Raw genomic sequence first — 15,786 nt, forward strand, 5'->3', positions numbered from 1 at the left:
ATGCACCCCGCCGAACCTATGCCGCCCGACCGGCCGTCCAGCACCGTCCGCACACTGGTTCACTCCTTCGAATGGCACTCCCGGTAAGCAATTTGACGCCCGATCGGATCGCTCCCGAAGTGCTGATTGAATACCGGACGATGCACATCTCCGCGGCGTGGACGGAAGGACGGCTCAGCATGTCGAACGGCCTCGGAACCTTACTCGTCGGAATGGGGCGGGCCGGACACGGACTCCACCTGCCGGTGCTGCGCCGCCTGCGCTCGGCGTCCGACTCCGCGCACCTGTTCGCGGCCGCCCCGATGCTCGCCGTCGACCCGCACCGCCGCCCCGCGGCCGCCCCCGACCTGCGCCCCACCACGCTCGCCGAGGCACCCCGGCTGCACGACCCGGCCCGCACCGTGGTCCACCTGTGCACCCCGCCCACCGAGCGGGCCGCCGCCCTCGACACGCTCGGGCGGCTCGGCTACCGGCGCGTCCTGCTGGAGAAGCCGGTAGCCGCCGACGCCCGCGGCCTGGACGAACTGCTCGCCCTCCGCGAGCGCCACCGGCTCGACCTGGTGGTGGTCGCCCAGTGGCTCGGCAGCCCGCTCACCGACCGGCTGCGCGTCGCGCTGGCCGACGGCGCCCTCGGGCCGCTGCGCACCATCCACGTCGTCCAGCGCAAGCCGCGGTTCTCCCGCTCACTGGCCGGGGACGGCCACCCCACCGCCTTCGACATCGAACTGCCGCACTCGCTCGGGCTCTGCCTGGCCCTGGCCGGACCGGGTGAGGTGACGGCCGCGGGCAGCACCGACATGGTGGTCGGCGACCGGGTCCTCCCCCGGCTCGGCACCGCCTGGCTCAACCTGCAGCACGAGACCGGGGCGTGGACCCGGATCCGCTCCGACCTCACCTCCCCCGTCCGCGAGCGCCGGATCACCCTGGAGCTCGCGCACGGCACGCTGATCGGCCACTTCCCCGGCAGCGAGGCCGACGCCTACGCCCGACTGACCGTCATCGACCAGGAGGGCGAACACACCGAGCTGCTGCACGACGACGCGCTCGGCACCTTCCTGCACCGCACCTACGGCTACTACTTCGCCGCGACGACCCCCGGCACGGCCGGCGAGCCGCATCCCGAACTGGCCGTCAACACGCAGGTGGTGCGGCTGCTGGACCGCGCCAAGACGATGGCCGCGCAGGCGCGCGACGCCCAGGCCCGGAACGACCGGGCCGGGGGCGCGCAGGCGCGAGGACCGCGGTGGACGGTGGGCGTCCGATGAGCGGTGGGGCGGATCTCGGCCCGGACCGTCCGGACCTTCCGGGTCTTCAGAGCCTTCAGAGCCTTCAGGGCCTTCAGGGCCTTCGAGGTCGGCCGGTGGTCCGGTTCGGCGGGATCGGGGACGAGGCGGCGCCCGACCTCGCCGGGCAGCTCGACGCGCTGGACCGACTCGGGTGGGACGAGCTGGAGCTGCGTACCGTCGACGGCGTGTGGATCGCCGACCTGCCGGTGCTGCAGGTGCGCGAGCTCGGCGAGACGCTCGCCGCCCGCCGCGTCCGGGTGAGCGGCCTCGCCTCGCGGATCGGCAACTGGTCCAGCAGCATCGCCGACGACTTCGACCGGGACCTGCGGGAACTGTCCCGCCTCGCCGTCTGCGGGACGCTGCTCGGCACCCAGCGGATCCGGGTGATGTCCTACCCCAACGCGGGCCTGCCGGACGCCGATTGGCGCCGACTGGTGCTGCAGCGAATGCGCATCCTGGCCGAGGAGGCGGACGCCCAGGGGATGACCGTGCTGCACGAGAACTGCAGCGGCTGGGCCGGCACCTCCGCCGAACGCACCCTCGACCTGCTCGCCTCGGTGGACCACCCCGCGCTGCGCCTGCTGTTCGACGCCGGCAACGGGGTCCCGCACGGCTACGACGCCTTCGAGCTGCTGCGCCAGGTCATCGACCAGGTCGAACACGTGCACATCAAGGACGCGGTGACCGCCGACGAGGGCACCGAGTACGTCCTGCCGGGTCAGGGCGAAGCCCGGCTCGCCGAGAGCCTGCGGCTGCTCACGGCGGCCGGGTGGAGCGGCACCTGGTCGCTCGAACCGCACCTCGCCGCCCGGCCGCACGACGGCCGGTTCGCGGACGGGGCGACCGAGAGCGGCTTCGTGGCCGCCGGCCGCGCCCTGACAGCCCTGGTGGAACGCGAGGTACTCCCGGCCGTCCCTGGTTGGAGCCTCGCCACGGGCGGGCTGATCGGCCCGGTGCCGCCACCGCCGCCCGAGCGCGAGCCGGGCTGGGAGTCGGGCTTCGACCACCTGCCGCTGAACGCGAGGATCGACGAGGCGGTGCACGGTGACCGGTGACAACAGCGTGACCGCGGCTGCGCGGGCTGCGGCAGGGGCTGGGGCTGGGGCTGGGGCTGCAAGCGGTGCCACACCTGCTGCGGAGGCTTCGACTACGGCCGGGGCCATGGCTGCTGCTGCGGCTCCGCGCGACGCAACGGCCGGCGCCGGGCCTGCACGCGAGGAATGGACCACGACGGGGGCCCCACGTGCGCCTGCGGCTGTGTCCGAGGCTGCCGCTGCGTGGTCGGTTCCGCGGCAGGTGGGGGGGCTGGTTGGGGCTCGGCTGGTGGGTGAGGAGCGGGAGTTGCTGGTGGAGCTGCTGCGGTTGCCCACTGCGGGGCCGTTGGAGACCGGCCCCGGTGGGCCGTTGCCGGGGTTGTCCGAGGCGTTGGACGTGTTCGCGCGGGCGGCGGGCCGGCTCGGGTTCGACGAGGTGCATCGGGGTGTGCCGGTGGCGACCGAACTCGACCGGGATGGGGTGCCGTTGACGGTGCGGGAGGCGGCGAGGGCACCCGGGTTCCTGGGCTGTCAGCCGAGCAGCGTGCTGCGGCTGGGGCCCGAACTGCCGCGGGCGGCAACGGTGATGTTCAACGTGCACCTGGACACCGTCGCCGGGGCGGAGCCGGTCGGGTTCGACGGGCACCGGTTCACGGGGCGGGGCGCGATCGATGCGAAGGGCCCGGCGGTGGCCCTGTTGGCGGGGGTGCGGGCGGCGGTGGCGGCGGAGCCCCGGGTCGGGCGCGAGGTCGCGGTGCTGGTGCAGGCGGTGTCCGGCGAAGAAGGCGGCGCGATGGGCGTGTTCGGCACCCGTCCGCTGGTGGCGGCCGGGTACGTCGGCGCGCTGAACGTGTTCTGCGAGCCGACCGGCCTGCGCTACCTGCCACGGGCGACCGCCGCCGCGACCGCCCGCCTGCGGGTGCGCGGCGAGGACGCGATCGACGACTGCCCCGGCGAAGGCCACAACGCCACCGTTCTGCTCGGGTACCTCGCCCAGTACCTGGCGCGGGAGTTGGGGAGCCGGTCGGGGCCGCGCGACCCGGTCTGCGTGGCCGGGGTGGGCACCGGGCCGTTGCACAACCGGGTCTACGGGAGCGGCGAACTGCTGCTCAACCTGCCGTACCGGGACGCCGGTTCGGGGCGGCGCACGCAGGCCGCGGTGGAGGCGGCGGTCCGGTCCGGACTGGTCGCGTTCGAGCGGGAGTTCGGCGAGCTGCCGGAGTTCGCCCGGACGGCCGCCGACTGCGCGCGGATCACCCGCCTGGACTGGCTGAAGCGCGACCTTCCGGTCCTGGACAACCGGCATCCTGAGTTCGAGGAGTTGCTGGAGCAGCAGGCCGGAATCCCCCGGTTCCCGGACGCGGAACCGGCGTTCACCTGCGACGCGATCTGGGCTGCTGACCTGCCGGGCGCGTTCACCGTGGTGCTCGGGCCGGGCGAGCTCGGTGCCAACCGGGCGCACGCGGTGGGCGAGTTCGCCGAGCTCGCCCAACTCGACGGCTTCGCCTCGATGGTGGCCCGCCTGCTGGTGGCCTTCGCCCACCGCTGAGCCCCCACTGGGCCCCGCTGAGCCCCACCGCTGAGACCCGTCGCCGAGGCCACACCAATGCCCTGTTGACCTGTTCGTCCTGTCTGGAGGCACACCCTCGTGACCACTGTGGCGTCCGCGCCCACCGCTGCTGCCGGCACCGTCCGGGTTCCGTACGACGATCTGCTCCGGTTCACCACCGAGGTGTTCGTCGCCCACCGACTGCCGGCCGAGCGGGCCGCCGTGGCGGCGGAGGCGCTCTGCTACGGCGACGCCGCCGGGATGGACTCGCACGGCCTGGCGAACCTGTCCCGGTTGTACCTGCCGCTTCTGGCGGAGGGCCGCGCCGACCCGCTCGCGGAGCCGGTGGTGCTGGCTGATCGCGGGGCCGCCGTCCTGGTGGACGCGGGGAACGCGCTCGGGCTGTGGCAGGCCGGAGCGGCCATGGAGTTGGCGGCGGATCGTGCCGAGCGGTACGGGATCGGGCTGGTGTCCGTCCGGCGCGCCACCCACTTCGGGTGCGCGGGGCACCATGCCGCGAAGGTCACCGGCCGCGGAATGATCGGGTTGCTCGCCTCGAACTGCGGTCGCCAGCGGATCGCCCGTCCGCCGGGCGGCGCGGTCGCCCTGCTCGGCACCAATCCGTGGAGCGTCGCCGCGCCCGCGGGTGAACTGCCGCCGTACGTGCTCGACATGAGCACCACGGCGGTCCCGACCGGCCGGGTCCGCGCGGCCGAACGGGCCGGGCGCCCCGTCCCGGAGGGCTGGCTCGCCGACGAGGACGGGCGGCCGGTGACGGATCCCGGCGCGTTCGACCGCGGTGAGGCGCACCTGCTCTGGCTCGGCGCGGGTGCGGGCGGCGAGTTCAAGGGCTTCGGGCTGGGCCTGATGGTCGAGGTCCTCGCCGCGCTCCTTCCGGGCGCGGGCCTCGGCCCCGAGCCGGCTGCACTGGCCGGCGACGGCGGGCCGTCCGGACGGGACGACGACATCGGCGTCTTCGCGCTGGCGATCGCCCCGGCGACGCTCCGCGACGCCGAACAGGTGACGCTGGACGCCCGGACACTGTTCGGCACGGTGCTGGACTGCCCACCGGCAGGCGGGAGTTCGGGGAGTCAGGTCGCCTATCCGGGCTGGCACGAGGCCCGCCGGACGGCGGAGTCGCGTCGCGACGGTGTGCCGCTGGCCGCGTCGCTCATCACCGAACTCGACGCAGTCGCCCAGCAGTTCGGGATTCGGCCGGTCTCGGTGGAGGCCACACGATGAGTGAGCGGGAGACGACCGAAGCCCCGGGGGCCCCGACAGCACCGGGCGAACCGCGGGACGGACGGCCGTTCCGGCCGGAGCCGACGGAGCGGCAGGGGGGATCGGCGGGTGGAGACGACCCGGGAGAGGGCCGGCCGGGGCCCGTCCGGAGGGCAGGCGAGGGTCTGGTGGGGCGCGAATTGCGGTTCGGGGTCGTGGGGTTGGGGGTGATCTCGCGGTTCTACCTGGCGGCGTTGGAGCGGGTCGCGGGGCTGCGGTTGGCGGCGGTGTGCGACCGGGATGCGGAGGTGCTGGAGCGCCACCGGGGGCGGGTGGCGTGTTTCGAGGGTCATCGGGAGATGCTGGCGGCGGGTGGCCTCGATGCGGTGGTGGTGACGGTTCCGAACGACTTGCATCTGGCGATCTGCCGGGATGCGTTGCGGGCCGGGCTGCCGGTGTGCGTGGAGAAGCCGTTGGCGTTGCGGGCGGCGGAGGGGGCGGAGTTGGCCGCGTTGGCGGTCGAGCGGCGGGTGCCGCTGTTCACGGCGTTCCACCGGCGCTACAACGCGGCGGTGCTGGAGCTGTGCCGGGACCTGGAGGGTGTGGCGCCGGTGCGGTCGGTGACGGCGCGGTACTTCGAGTTGATCGAGGAACACGTCGGGCGGGACCGCTGGTACTTGGATCCGGAGCGGTGCGGCGGCGGATGCGTCGCGGACAACGGCCCGAACGCGTACGACCTGGTGCGGTTGCTGGCGGGCCCGATGGGCGTGGACGCGGCGGCGGTGGTGCGGGACGCCGGGGGCGTGGACCGGTCCGCGGTGCTGGAGCTTTCGGGGACGGGCGGGGTGCGCGGCCGGATCGAGTTGGACTGGGCGTACCGGGGTGAACTGAAGGACGTGACGGTGGAGCTGGCGGACGGGTCGGTGCTGCGGGCGGACCTGCTGGCCGGGCACGACGGGTTCAAGCAGTCGCTGTGGCACGAGTACGAGGGCATCGTCGGCGAGTTCGCCGCCCTGGTGCGCGGCGACGCCCGTCCGGTACGACCGGACCGGGGGCCGGACGGGGTGGATGCGCTGCGGGTGGTCGAGGCGGCGTACCGGGCCGAGCGGGCGGCGGTGCGCGGGTGATCCGGCAGTCGGGGCAGGGGTCGAGGACGGAGTCGAGGGTGCGCGAGAACGGGCCGAAGCGGACGGTGACGGGCACGCTGGTGAAGGTGCTGGTGCACAGCCGGACGGAGCGCGGGATGAGCCTGGAGCCGTTCGCCAGCCGGTGCGTGCGGGCCGGTGAGGTGCACGAGTTGGTGACGACGGATCAGCGGGAGGCCGCGGCGGGGTCGCGGATCGACCGGGTCGGGTTCCTGGGGTTCGCGGAGATCGCGGTGGCGGGGGTGCTGGACCGGGGTGACGAGGTGTTCGTCGGCGAGCACCGGGTGGGCACGGTGCTGGGCTTCGACGCCTGCCACTTCCCCAACCACTACAACGTGCTGATCGCGGCCGACGATCTGCTGACCGGCGAGAAGCTGGACCTGCGACCGGAGCTGCCGGTGCGGTTCGTCCCGGTGGAGGAGTTCTAGCGCCCGGCGCGGTCCGCCCGACGGGCCTCGGAGCGCCGGCCCGGAGCGACGGCAGGGCCCGGAGCGGGGGGCGCCTTCCCCGTTCCGGGCCCTCAGGGCGTCAGCCGTTCGGCAGGGCTCAGCGGCCGAGCAGCGGGACGTCGATGTCGCCGAGGTGGTAGGCGCGGACGGCCTGGACCAGCTCCTCCACGGACAGCTGGCCGTCGCCGTTGGCGTCGATCTGGCGGAAGGCCTCGGCGGGCTCGACGCTGGAGACGCCGATCGCGTCCAGCCAGGTCTTGAACTCGGCCGGGTTGACCTGGCCGTCGCCGTCCACGTCGACCAGCTCGACCATGGCCTGGATGGTCGGCTTGACGACGCGACCGAAGCCGGCGCCGCCGTTCTCCAGGATGTGCTCCTCGGCGATGTGGTTGAACTGCTCGGGGGTGAGCGCGCCGTCCTGCTCGTCGATGCCGGCCTTGTCGGCGAAGAAGCTCCACATGCCGAGGTAGGCCTCGGTCAGCGCGCGGCCGGCCGGAGAGACCGGGGCCTCGCCGAAGGCCTGCAGGATGCGCTGGGCCTCGGCCTGCCAGTCGGAGCGGTCGATCTGGCCGTCGCCGTTCACGTCCCAGAGGTCGAAGCGCTTCTGGGCACGGTCGAGCTGCACGGAAGTGGTCATCGCGGATTCTCCAGTGTGGGTCTGGTGCGGGCGGGGACCGGTCCAGGGACAGGGCCGGCGGATGGCGCCCGACGGGGCTTACGGGGAGCCGTCGCACGGTCGGCGCGGCAACGGAACGTCACATTACCGCCACGGAGCGCAACGGATCGCCCACGTACGGCCAACCGAGTGACCGGCGCACCAGGTTGACGACCGGTCAGCCGGACGCCCCTTGAACTGCACGCTCCGAGCCACGGATTGGGGACCCGGTCAACGGTTTCGCCGACGGCTTACCAAGCGGGTGAGCAGGGCGGATTCGGCGACCGCCCGGTCCCGGCGGGCGTTTACGCTCGGCGAATGACCGAGACCCGATCCGCTTCGTCCTCGCACCCGGCCGGCGCGCTCGCGCCGCTGCCGCTGATCGAGCTCGCCCCGCAGGCGTTCGCCGCCGTGCACGCGCTGCACGGCGCCGTCGAGCAGGCGGCCTCGGCCGCGGGGGTGGAGCCGCTGCTGCTGGAGCTGGTGCGGCTGCGCTGCTCCCAGCTGAACGGCTGCGTGTACTGCGTGGACCTGCACACCGCCGCCGCCCGGAAGGCCGGCGAACTGGACGACCGGCTGGCCCAGTTGGTGGTGTGGCGGGAGTCCGGGCTGTTCACCGCGCGGGAGCGGGCCGCGCTGGCGCTGGCCGAGGCGGTGACCCGGCTCGCGGACCGGCGGGAGGGCGCGGAGGCGCACCGGGCGGCGCGCGCGGTGCTGTCGGAGCCGGAGGCGGCGTTCGTGGCCTGGGCGGCGACGGTGGTGAACACCTACAACCGGATCGCGGTCACCTCGCGTCCGGTGCCGGACGCGCTGGTCTGACCGGCTCGCGCCGGGCGGCTCGGCGGTTCCGGTTCGCGTCCGGCCCTCTCGCTTCGCGCCCGGCGGTTCCGGTTCGCGTCCGGCGGGGCGCGGGTGCAGGCTGGAGGGATGGCTACGGAGTTCGAGGACGGGTCCGCCGGTTCCGGCGGCCCGTTCGGGGCGGCGCTGGCGGCGGGGCCGCTGGTGCTGGACGGCGGGCTGTCCAATCAACTGGCCGACCAGGGCTGCGATCTGTCGGACGCGCTGTGGTCGGCCCGGCTGCTGCTGGACGAGCCGCGGCAGGTGGTGGCGGCGCACCGGGCGTACTTCGAGGCGGGAGCGCAGGTCGCCACCGCGGCGAGCTACCAGGCGAGCCGGCCGGGTTTCGCCACCCGCGGGGTGGCGGCGGCGAAGGCGGACCGGCTGCTGGTGCTGAGTGTGGAGTTGGCGCGGCTGGCGGCCGAGGAGGCGGCGGCGGAGCTGGGCGACGGGAACTCGCGCTGGGTGGCGGCCTCGGTGGGCCCGTACGGGGCGGTGCTGGCGGACGGCTCCGAGTACCGGGGTCATTACGGCCTGTCGGCCTCGGAGTTGACGGAGTTCCATCGCCCGCGGCTGGAGGCGCTGGCCGCGGCGGGGCCGGACGTGCTGGCGGTGGAGACGGTGCCGGATCTGCTGGAGGCGTCCGTCCTGGCGGACTGCGTCCGGGGGTTGGGCCTGCCGGTGTGGTTCTCGTTCGGCGCGGCGGGGGGTCTGACCCGGGGCGGTGAGCCGCTCTCGGAGGCGTTCGCGCTGGTGTCGGACGTGCCGGAGGTGGTGGCGGTCGGCGTCAACTGCTGTGCGCCGCAGGAGGTGGCGGCGGCGGTCGCGCTGGCGGTGGAGGTGACCGGCCGCCCGGGGGTGGCGTACCCGAACAGCGGGGAGGGCTGGGACGCGGCGGCCCGGGACTGGCGGGGCGAGGCGACCTTCGATCCGGGCCGGGTGTCCGGCTGGGTGGCCGCGGGTGCGCGGCTGGTCGGCGGGTGCTGCCGGGTCGGTCCGGGGCAGATCGCGGAACTCGCGGCCCTGGTCGGGGCGGACCGGTAGGACGCCGCGGGTGGCGGGCGGGCTTGCCGGGCCGGGAGGATGGGAGCTTCGTCCCGGGGAGGAGTCGTCGGTGGGTCTGAGCGATGCGCAGTTCGAGCGCCGTGGTGGCAGTGGGGTGCGGTCGGCGGCGTCCGCGCCGGTGCCGGCGGTGGATCTGGTGAACGCGCTCGGGGCGCGCTGGGGAAGGGCGTTGGCGTTCGGCGCCGGGCAGGTGTGGACGGCCCTCGGGGTCTGGCCGCTGCTGGCGGCGCTGGGGGCGGGTACGCACGATCCGGCGGTGCGGGCGGAGTTGGCGGCGGCGCTCGGGGTGCCGGTGGAGCAGGCGCCCGCGCTGGCACGGGAGTTGCTGGCCCGGGTCCGGCAGGTGCCCGGCTGCGGCGCGGCGCTCGGCCTGTGGACGGCGGACGGGCTCGGGGCGGAGGCCGCTTGGGTGGAGCAGTTGGGCCCGGTGCGGTGGGGCGCGCTGACCGGCGACCCGATCAAGGACCGTGCGGCACTGGACCGTTGGGCGGACGAGGAGACCGGAGGGCTGATCCCGACCATGCCTCTGGAGTCGCTCGACAAGGTGCTGCTGGTGCTGGCCTCGGCGCTGACGGTGCGCACCAAGTGGGAGCGGCGGTTCGTGGATCACCGGGCCGTGGGGCGCGAAGGCCCTTGGGCGGGGCGGGAGTTGCCGCTGCTGACGGCGACGGGTGCCGCGCTGTACGAGCGGTTCGCGGTGGCGGAGAGCTCGGTGGGCCCGGTGACGGAGGTCCGGGTGGCGGGTGCGGGCGAGGTGGACGTCCATCTGGTGCTCGGCGGGCCGGAGGCCGGGCCGGGTGCGGTGGTGGCGGCCGGGTTCGAGCTGGTCTCGGGCGCGGCGCGGCGGGTGCCGATGGCGGGGCTGGCGGACGGCGCGGCGGGCTGGCCTGGGCTGGTGGTGGAGTCGGTGGACTCGGCGGCACCGCACGACACGGGCGAGTTGACGACGGTCGGGTTCCGGGTGGCCGCGTCGCACGACCTGCTGGGGACGGCCGGGCTGTTCGGGCTGCGGACGGCGTCCGGGCCGGGCGAGTACTTCCGGGGCATCAGCCGGGACACTCCGCTGCGGGTCTCCGCGGCGCGGCAGTCGGCGACGGCGGAGTTCTCGGCGGAGGGGTTCGAGGGCGGCGCGGTCACGGTGGTGGCGATGCGGCGCGGCGGCGCGGCGTTCCGGCCGCCGCAGTTCCGCGTCCGCAGGGCGGCGGCCCGCTTCGACCGGCCGTTCGCGTTCCTGGCGGTCCACCGCGCATCGGGCCTGGTCCTGCTGGCGGGGTGGGTGGCGGAGCCCGGCGGCTGAGGCGCGGGCGCGGGCGGCCGGTTGTGGATCGTCCAGCGTCGGTCCCCGCTCGCGCGGCGCTTTCGTCGGTTCTGCCAGTACGTGGCGGGCTCCGTTCGGCCGCAGACTTCCGGTCGGAAGGCGACCGCAACGGGAGGGGTGGGGCTGATGGCCGGTCAGGTGTACGACGGTATCGGTGAGGCGTTCGAGGGGTTCAAGACGCTGCCGCTGGCACGCTACGGGGAGGTGCCCGCGGTGCTGGCCCTGGTGGGGGACGTGGCCGGCCGGTCGGTGCTGGACGTGGCGTCGGGGACGGGGTTCTACAGCCGGGAGCTGCGGCGGCGGGGGGCGTCGCGGGTGCTGGGGGTGGACATCTCCTCGGCGATGGTGGACGCGGCGCGGGCGTTCGAGGAGCGGCAGCCGCTGGGCGTGGCGTACCAGGTGGGGGACGTCGCCGAGCTGCCCCCGTTCGAGGAGCCGTTCGATCTGGCGGTGGCGGTGCAGGCGTTCAACTACGCGCCGGACGTGGCGACCGTGGAGCGGATCTGCCGGGGAGTCCACCGCAGTCTGGTGGCCGGTGGCGAGCTGGTCGTGTTCGCGCAGAGCCCGGACTTCCGGTTCGACGGGCCTCCGCTGGGCAAGTACGGGTTCCGGTGCGAGCGGGCGGGCGAGCCGTCGGAGGTCGGGCCGCGGGTGCGGGTGACGGCGCTGCTGGAGCCGCCGATCTCGTTCGAGGCGAACCCGCCCTCGCGCGAGGTGTACGAGAAGGCCCTGGGGGCGGCGGGGTTCACCGGCATCGAGTGGGTGCCGCTGGAGGTCTCCGCGGAGGGGGTGCGGGAGTTCGGCGCGGAGTACTGGGCGGACCTGAGGGCGAACCCGCCGCTGGTGCTGCTGCGCTGCCGGGCGTGACCGGGCCGGCGGGCGGGGTGCCGGGCGGGCCGTTCGGGGGCGGCGGGTAGTACGGTCTGTCGGGAGGAACGTCGGGAGTCCGGCATGGTGGTCGGCATCGCCGACCGGTGGTCAGTGGAGGTGGGCCGGGTGCCCGGTGCGATCCAGTCGCTGTCGCGGGCGGCCGCGATCCTGCGCCTGTTGGCGGGCGGGGAGCGGCGGCTCGGGCTGTCCGAGGTGGCGACGGGGCTGGGGCTGGCGAAGGGGACGGCGCACGGGATCCTGCGCACCCTGCAGCTGGAGGGGTTCGTCGAGCAGGACCCGGAGAGCGGCAAGTACCAGCTGGGTGCGGAGCTGCTGCGGCTGGGCCAGAGCTACCTGGACGTGCACGAGCTGCGGGCCCGGGCGCTGGTGTGGGCGGACGACCTGGCCCGGGCGGCCGGCGAGACGGTCTACCTGGGCGTGCTGCACCAGCGCGGGGTGCTGGTGGTGCACCACGTGTTCCGGCCGGACGACTCCCGGCAGGTGCTGGAGGTCGGTTCGATGCAGCCGCTGCACGCGACCGCGCTGGGCAAGGTGCTGGTGGCCTACGACCCGGTGGCGCGCGGCGAGTTGGGCGACGGTCCGTGGGAGCCGTTCACGGCGCGGACGGTGACGGAGCCGGCGGCGCTGGACGCGCAGTGCGCGCTGGTCCGGGAGCGCGGGTGGGCGGACGCGGTGGAGGAGACCTGGGACGGAGTGGCGTCGGTGGCGGCGCTGATCCAGGACCGGCGGCGCAACCCGGTCGGCGCGGTGTGCGTGTCGGGCGCGGTGGAGACGGTGTGCGAGGGCGGCGCGGTGCGGCCGTCGCTGGTGGCGTCGGTGCGGACGGCGGCCCGGGCGATCTCCCGGGACCTGGGTGCGCACCGCTTCTGAGCGCCCCGGACAGCGGGGCGGGCCGCGCGGCGGACGGCGGAGCGGGCTGCGTCACATCGCCTTGACTCGGGCGTCCGGCTGCGGTTGGCTTCCAGCCATTGGTCGACATTGTCGAACGATGGCTGGAAGGTCCGGGCGGGCCGCGCCGTCCGCGTGGTTTGCCGGACCCGCGCGTACGGGGACTGACGAATGGTCAGCCCCCTCCGTCGACGTCCGTGAACCGCCGTGAGCCGAGGAACCGAATTGACTGCCAGCCACATCGCCGCGATCGACCAGGGCACCACGTCCAGCCGGTGCATCGTGTTCGGGGCGGACGGGCGGATCGTCGCCGTCGAGCAGCAGGAGCACTCGCAGATCTTCCCGCAGCCCGGCTGGGTGGAGCACGACGCGGCGGAGATCTGGACCCGGGTGCGCTCGGTGGTGCGCGGCGCGCTGGCGAAGGCGGGCCTGACCCGGGAGGACATCCGGGCGGTCGGCATCACCAACCAGCGCGAGACCACGGTGCTGTGGGACCGGCACACCGGCGAGCCGGTGCACCACGCGATCGTCTGGCAGGACACCCGCACCGAGGCGCTCTGCCGGGAGCTGGGCCGCAACGTCGGCCAGGACCGGTTCCGCCGGGAGACCGGCCTGCCGCTGGCCTCCTACTTCGCCGGACCGAAGATCCGCTGGCTGCTGGACAACGTCGAGGGCCTGCGCGAGCGCGCCGAGGCCGGCGACATCCTGTTCGGCACCATGGACACCTGGGTGATCTGGAACCTGACCGGCGGGGTGAACGGCGGCCGGCACGTCACGGACGTCACCAACGCCTCCCGCACCATGCTGATGAACCTGCACACCCTGCAGTGGGACCCGCGGATCGCCGAGTCGATGGGCGTCCCGCTGAACGTGCTGCCGGAGATCCGCTCCTCCGCGGAGGTGTACGGCGAGGCGGTCGGCGAGCTGGCGGGCGTGCCGGTGGCGGCGGCGCTCGGCGACCAGCAGGCGGCGCTGTTCGGGCAGACCTGCTTCACCGAGGGCGAGGCCAAGTCGACGTACGGCACCGGCACGTTCCTGCTGCTGAACACCGGCGAGCGGATCGTCAACTCCTACCACGGGCTGCTCACCACGGTCGGCTACCGGATCGGCGACCGGCCGCCGGTGTACGCCCTGGAGGGCTCGATCGCGGTCACCGGGTCGCTGGTGCAGTGGCTGCGCGACCAGCTCGGCATCATCTCCACCGCGGCCGAGATCGAGACCCTGGCGGGCACCGTCGAGGACAACGGCGGCGCGTACTTCGTGCCGGCGTTCTCCGGCCTGTTCGCCCCGTACTGGCGCTCGGACGCGCGCGGCGTGATCGCCGGCCTGACCAGGTACGTCACCAAGGGACACCTGGCGCGGGCGGTGCTGGAGGCCACCGCCTGGCAGACCCGCGAGGTGGTGGACGCGATGCAGAAGGACTCCGGGGTCACCCTGACGGCGCTGAAGGTCGACGGCGGCATGACCTCCAACAACCTGCTGATGCAGAACATCGCGGACGTGCTGGACGTGCCGGTGGAGCGGCCCTACGTCGCCGAGACGACCGCGCTCGGCGCGGCGTACGCGGCGGGCCTGGCGGTCGGGTTCTGGCCCGACGAGGCGACGCTGCGGGCGAACTGGCACCGGGCCGCGGAGTGGACGCCGCGGATGGACGCCGCGACACGCGAGCGCGAGCACCGCAACTGGCTGAAGGCCGTGGAGCGCACCATGGGCTGGATCGAGCAGGACGAGCAGGACGCGCAGGCGCAGCTCTGACCGTCCGACAGAACCACCACTCCCCGATCGGAAGGAGACGCGGGACCGGCCGCGAGAGCCGGCCCGCCGCACACACCATGGCTACCATCCCGACCCTGGGCGCCGAGCGCGCCGCCGGCCGCGTCGCCTCCCGCGCGGCCACCCGCGAGCTGCTCGGCCGGGCCCGCTACGACCTGCTGGTGATCGGCGGGGGCATCCTCGGCACCGCGACCGCCTGGACGGCCGCGCAGGCGGGGTTGAAGGTCGCCATGGTGGACGCCGGGGACTTCGCGAACGCCACCTCCTCGGCCTCGTCGAAGCTGGTCCACGGCGGGCTGCGCTACCTGCAGACGGGCGCGGTCAGGCTGGTCGCGGAGAACCACAAGGAGCGCCGGGCGCTGGCCACCGACGTGGCCCCGCACCTGGTCAACCCGCTGACCTTCTTCGTCCCGGTCTACGAGGGCGGGCCGCACAGCGCGCCGAAGCTCGGCGCGGGTGTGTTCCTGTACTCGGCGCTGTCGGCGTTCCGCGACGGCCTGGGCCGGGTGGTCTCGCCCGCGGCGGCGGCCCGCGCGGTGCCGGGGCTGCGGACCGAGGGTCTGCGGCGGGTCGCGGTGTACGGCGACCACCAGATGAACGACGCGCGGATGGCCGTGATGACGGTCCGGGCGGCGGTGGACGCGGGCGCGGTGGTGCTGAACCACGCCGAGGTGACGGGTCTGCGCTTCACCCGCGGCCGGGTGACGGGCGCGGAGGTGCGGGACCGGCTGGACGGCGCCGAGTTCGGGGTGGACGCCCGGCTGGTGCTGAACGCGACCGGACCGTGGGTGGACCACCTGCGGCGGATGGAGCACGCGGGCGCGGCGCCGTCGATCCGGCTGTCGAAGGGCGCGCACGTGGTGCTGCGCCGGCAGGCGCCGTGGCGGGCCGCGCTGACCATCCCGATCGACCACTACCGGGTGTCGTTCGCGATCCCGTGGGAGGACCACGTCCTGCTGGGCACCACCGACGAGGAGTACACCGGCGACCCGCTGGACGTCCGGGCCACGGAGGCGGACGTGGACCAGATCCTGGACGAGGCGGGGCACGCGGTGCGCGAGGACCACCTGCGGCGGGAGGACATCACCTACGCGTTCGCGGGCCTGCGGGTGCTGCCGGGCGGTCCGGGGGCGACCGCGGCGGCGAAGCGGGAGACGGTGGTGACCGAGGGCCGGGCCGGGATGCTGTCGGTCGCCGGCGGCAAGTGGACCACCTACCGGCACATCGGGCGGGTCATCCTGGAGAAGCTCAAGCACGCGCCGGGGGTGGGCCTGGCGGAGGACGTCTCGCCGATCCCGCCGACCGTGCCGCTGCCGGGCATCGGCTCGCCGCAGGCCGTCGCGCACCGCCTGCTGATGGACCGTGAGCCGGGCGCCCGGATGGATCCGCTGGTGGCCCGGAACCTGGCCACCCACTACGGCACGCTGTCCTTCGGGATCGCCCGCCTGATCGCGGAGCGCCCCGAGCTCGGCGAGCGGGTGCACCCGGACGGGCCGGACGTGTGGGCGCAGGTGGTGTACGCGGCCGAGCAGGAGTGGGCGTACACGGTGGACGACGTGCTGCGGCGGCGCACCACGCTGACGGTGCGCGGGCTGGACACCGAGGAGGTGCGCAAGCGCACCGCGGAGCTGCTCGGGCACTGAGACGTGGCGACGCCCTCCGGGAGAGAAGCGGG

General features: G+C 74.6%; 14 protein-coding genes. 13 read left to right on the forward strand and 1 reads right to left on the reverse strand.

Features of this window, described 5'->3' with window-relative positions:
- The first annotated feature begins 179 nt into the window (after window positions 1-179).
- The 6 genes from BX266_RS07205 to BX266_RS07230 all read left to right on the forward strand — a co-directional run bounded on the left by BX266_RS07205 (window position 180) and on the right by BX266_RS07230 (window position 6,663).
- The gene (locus BX266_RS07205) at window positions 180-1,265 is read left to right on the forward strand and encodes an oxidoreductase (protein WP_143686880.1); all 1,086 of its coding nucleotides are present in this window, start codon (window positions 180-182) and stop codon (window positions 1,263-1,265) included.
- Between the two features lie 95 nt (window positions 1,266-1,360).
- On the forward strand, window positions 1,361-2,341 hold the full coding sequence (locus tag BX266_RS07210) for a sugar phosphate isomerase/epimerase (protein ID WP_218969236.1): 981 nt from the start codon (window positions 1,361-1,363) through the stop codon (window positions 2,339-2,341).
- Between the two features lie 268 nt (window positions 2,342-2,609).
- Entirely contained in the window at window positions 2,610-3,869 is a 1,260-nt protein-coding gene (locus BX266_RS07215) for a M20/M25/M40 family metallo-hydrolase (RefSeq protein WP_259464591.1), read from the forward strand.
- Between the two features lie 99 nt (window positions 3,870-3,968).
- Window positions 3,969-5,111 (forward strand): Ldh family oxidoreductase, encoded by a 1,143-nt coding sequence (locus tag BX266_RS07220; protein ID WP_099898071.1) that lies wholly within the window; start codon window positions 3,969-3,971, stop codon window positions 5,109-5,111.
- Between the two features lie 206 nt (window positions 5,112-5,317).
- Window positions 5,318-6,217, forward strand: coding sequence for a Gfo/Idh/MocA family protein (locus BX266_RS07225; RefSeq protein WP_259464592.1), 900 nt, complete (start codon window positions 5,318-5,320; stop codon window positions 6,215-6,217).
- 38 nt (window positions 6,218-6,255) lie between these two features.
- A complete protein-coding gene (locus BX266_RS07230) occupies window positions 6,256-6,663 on the forward strand; it encodes a DUF6917 domain-containing protein (RefSeq protein WP_099898072.1) in 408 nt (135 codons plus the stop codon).
- 118 nt (window positions 6,664-6,781) lie between these two features.
- On the opposite strand, the gene BX266_RS07235 is transcribed toward BX266_RS07230, so the two are convergent.
- A complete protein-coding gene (locus tag BX266_RS07235) occupies window positions 6,782-7,321 on the reverse strand; it encodes an EF-hand domain-containing protein (RefSeq protein ID WP_099898073.1) in 540 nt (179 codons plus the stop codon).
- Window positions 7,322-7,657: 336 nt separating this feature from the next.
- Between BX266_RS07235 and BX266_RS07240 the strand changes: the two genes are divergently transcribed.
- The 7 genes from BX266_RS07240 to BX266_RS07270 all read left to right on the forward strand — a co-directional run bounded on the left by BX266_RS07240 (window position 7,658) and on the right by BX266_RS07270 (window position 15,754).
- Entirely contained in the window at window positions 7,658-8,158 is a 501-nt protein-coding gene (locus tag BX266_RS07240) for a carboxymuconolactone decarboxylase family protein (protein ID WP_099898074.1), read from the forward strand.
- A 108-nt stretch (window positions 8,159-8,266) separates the two neighbouring features.
- A complete protein-coding gene (gene mmuM / locus BX266_RS07245; RefSeq protein ID WP_099898075.1) occupies window positions 8,267-9,220 on the forward strand; it encodes a homocysteine S-methyltransferase in 954 nt (317 codons plus the stop codon).
- Window positions 9,221-9,290: 70 nt separating this feature from the next.
- Window positions 9,291-10,538 carry a serpin family protein gene (locus BX266_RS07250; RefSeq protein WP_259464593.1) on the forward strand — a complete coding sequence of 416 codons (1,248 nt, stop codon included), beginning with the start codon at window positions 9,291-9,293 and terminating at the stop codon, window positions 10,536-10,538.
- A gap of 147 nt (window positions 10,539-10,685) precedes the next feature.
- On the forward strand, window positions 10,686-11,426 hold the full coding sequence (locus BX266_RS07255; RefSeq protein WP_099898076.1) for a class I SAM-dependent methyltransferase: 741 nt from the start codon (window positions 10,686-10,688) through the stop codon (window positions 11,424-11,426).
- Between the two features lie 84 nt (window positions 11,427-11,510).
- A complete protein-coding gene (locus tag BX266_RS07260) occupies window positions 11,511-12,320 on the forward strand; it encodes an IclR family transcriptional regulator (RefSeq protein ID WP_399169161.1) in 810 nt (269 codons plus the stop codon).
- Between the two features lie 243 nt (window positions 12,321-12,563).
- Entirely contained in the window at window positions 12,564-14,093 is a 1,530-nt protein-coding gene (gene glpK / locus BX266_RS07265; RefSeq protein WP_099898077.1) for a glycerol kinase GlpK, read from the forward strand.
- Window positions 14,094-14,170: 77 nt separating this feature from the next.
- Complete coding sequence (locus BX266_RS07270) at window positions 14,171-15,754, forward strand: glycerol-3-phosphate dehydrogenase/oxidase (RefSeq protein WP_099898078.1); 1,584 nt, start codon at window positions 14,171-14,173, stop codon at window positions 15,752-15,754.
- Window positions 15,755-15,786 lie beyond the last annotated feature (32 nt).

This window comes from Streptomyces sp. TLI_171, from assembly GCF_003610255.1.
Taxonomy (GTDB): Bacteria; Actinomycetota; Actinomycetes; order Streptomycetales; family Streptomycetaceae; genus Kitasatospora.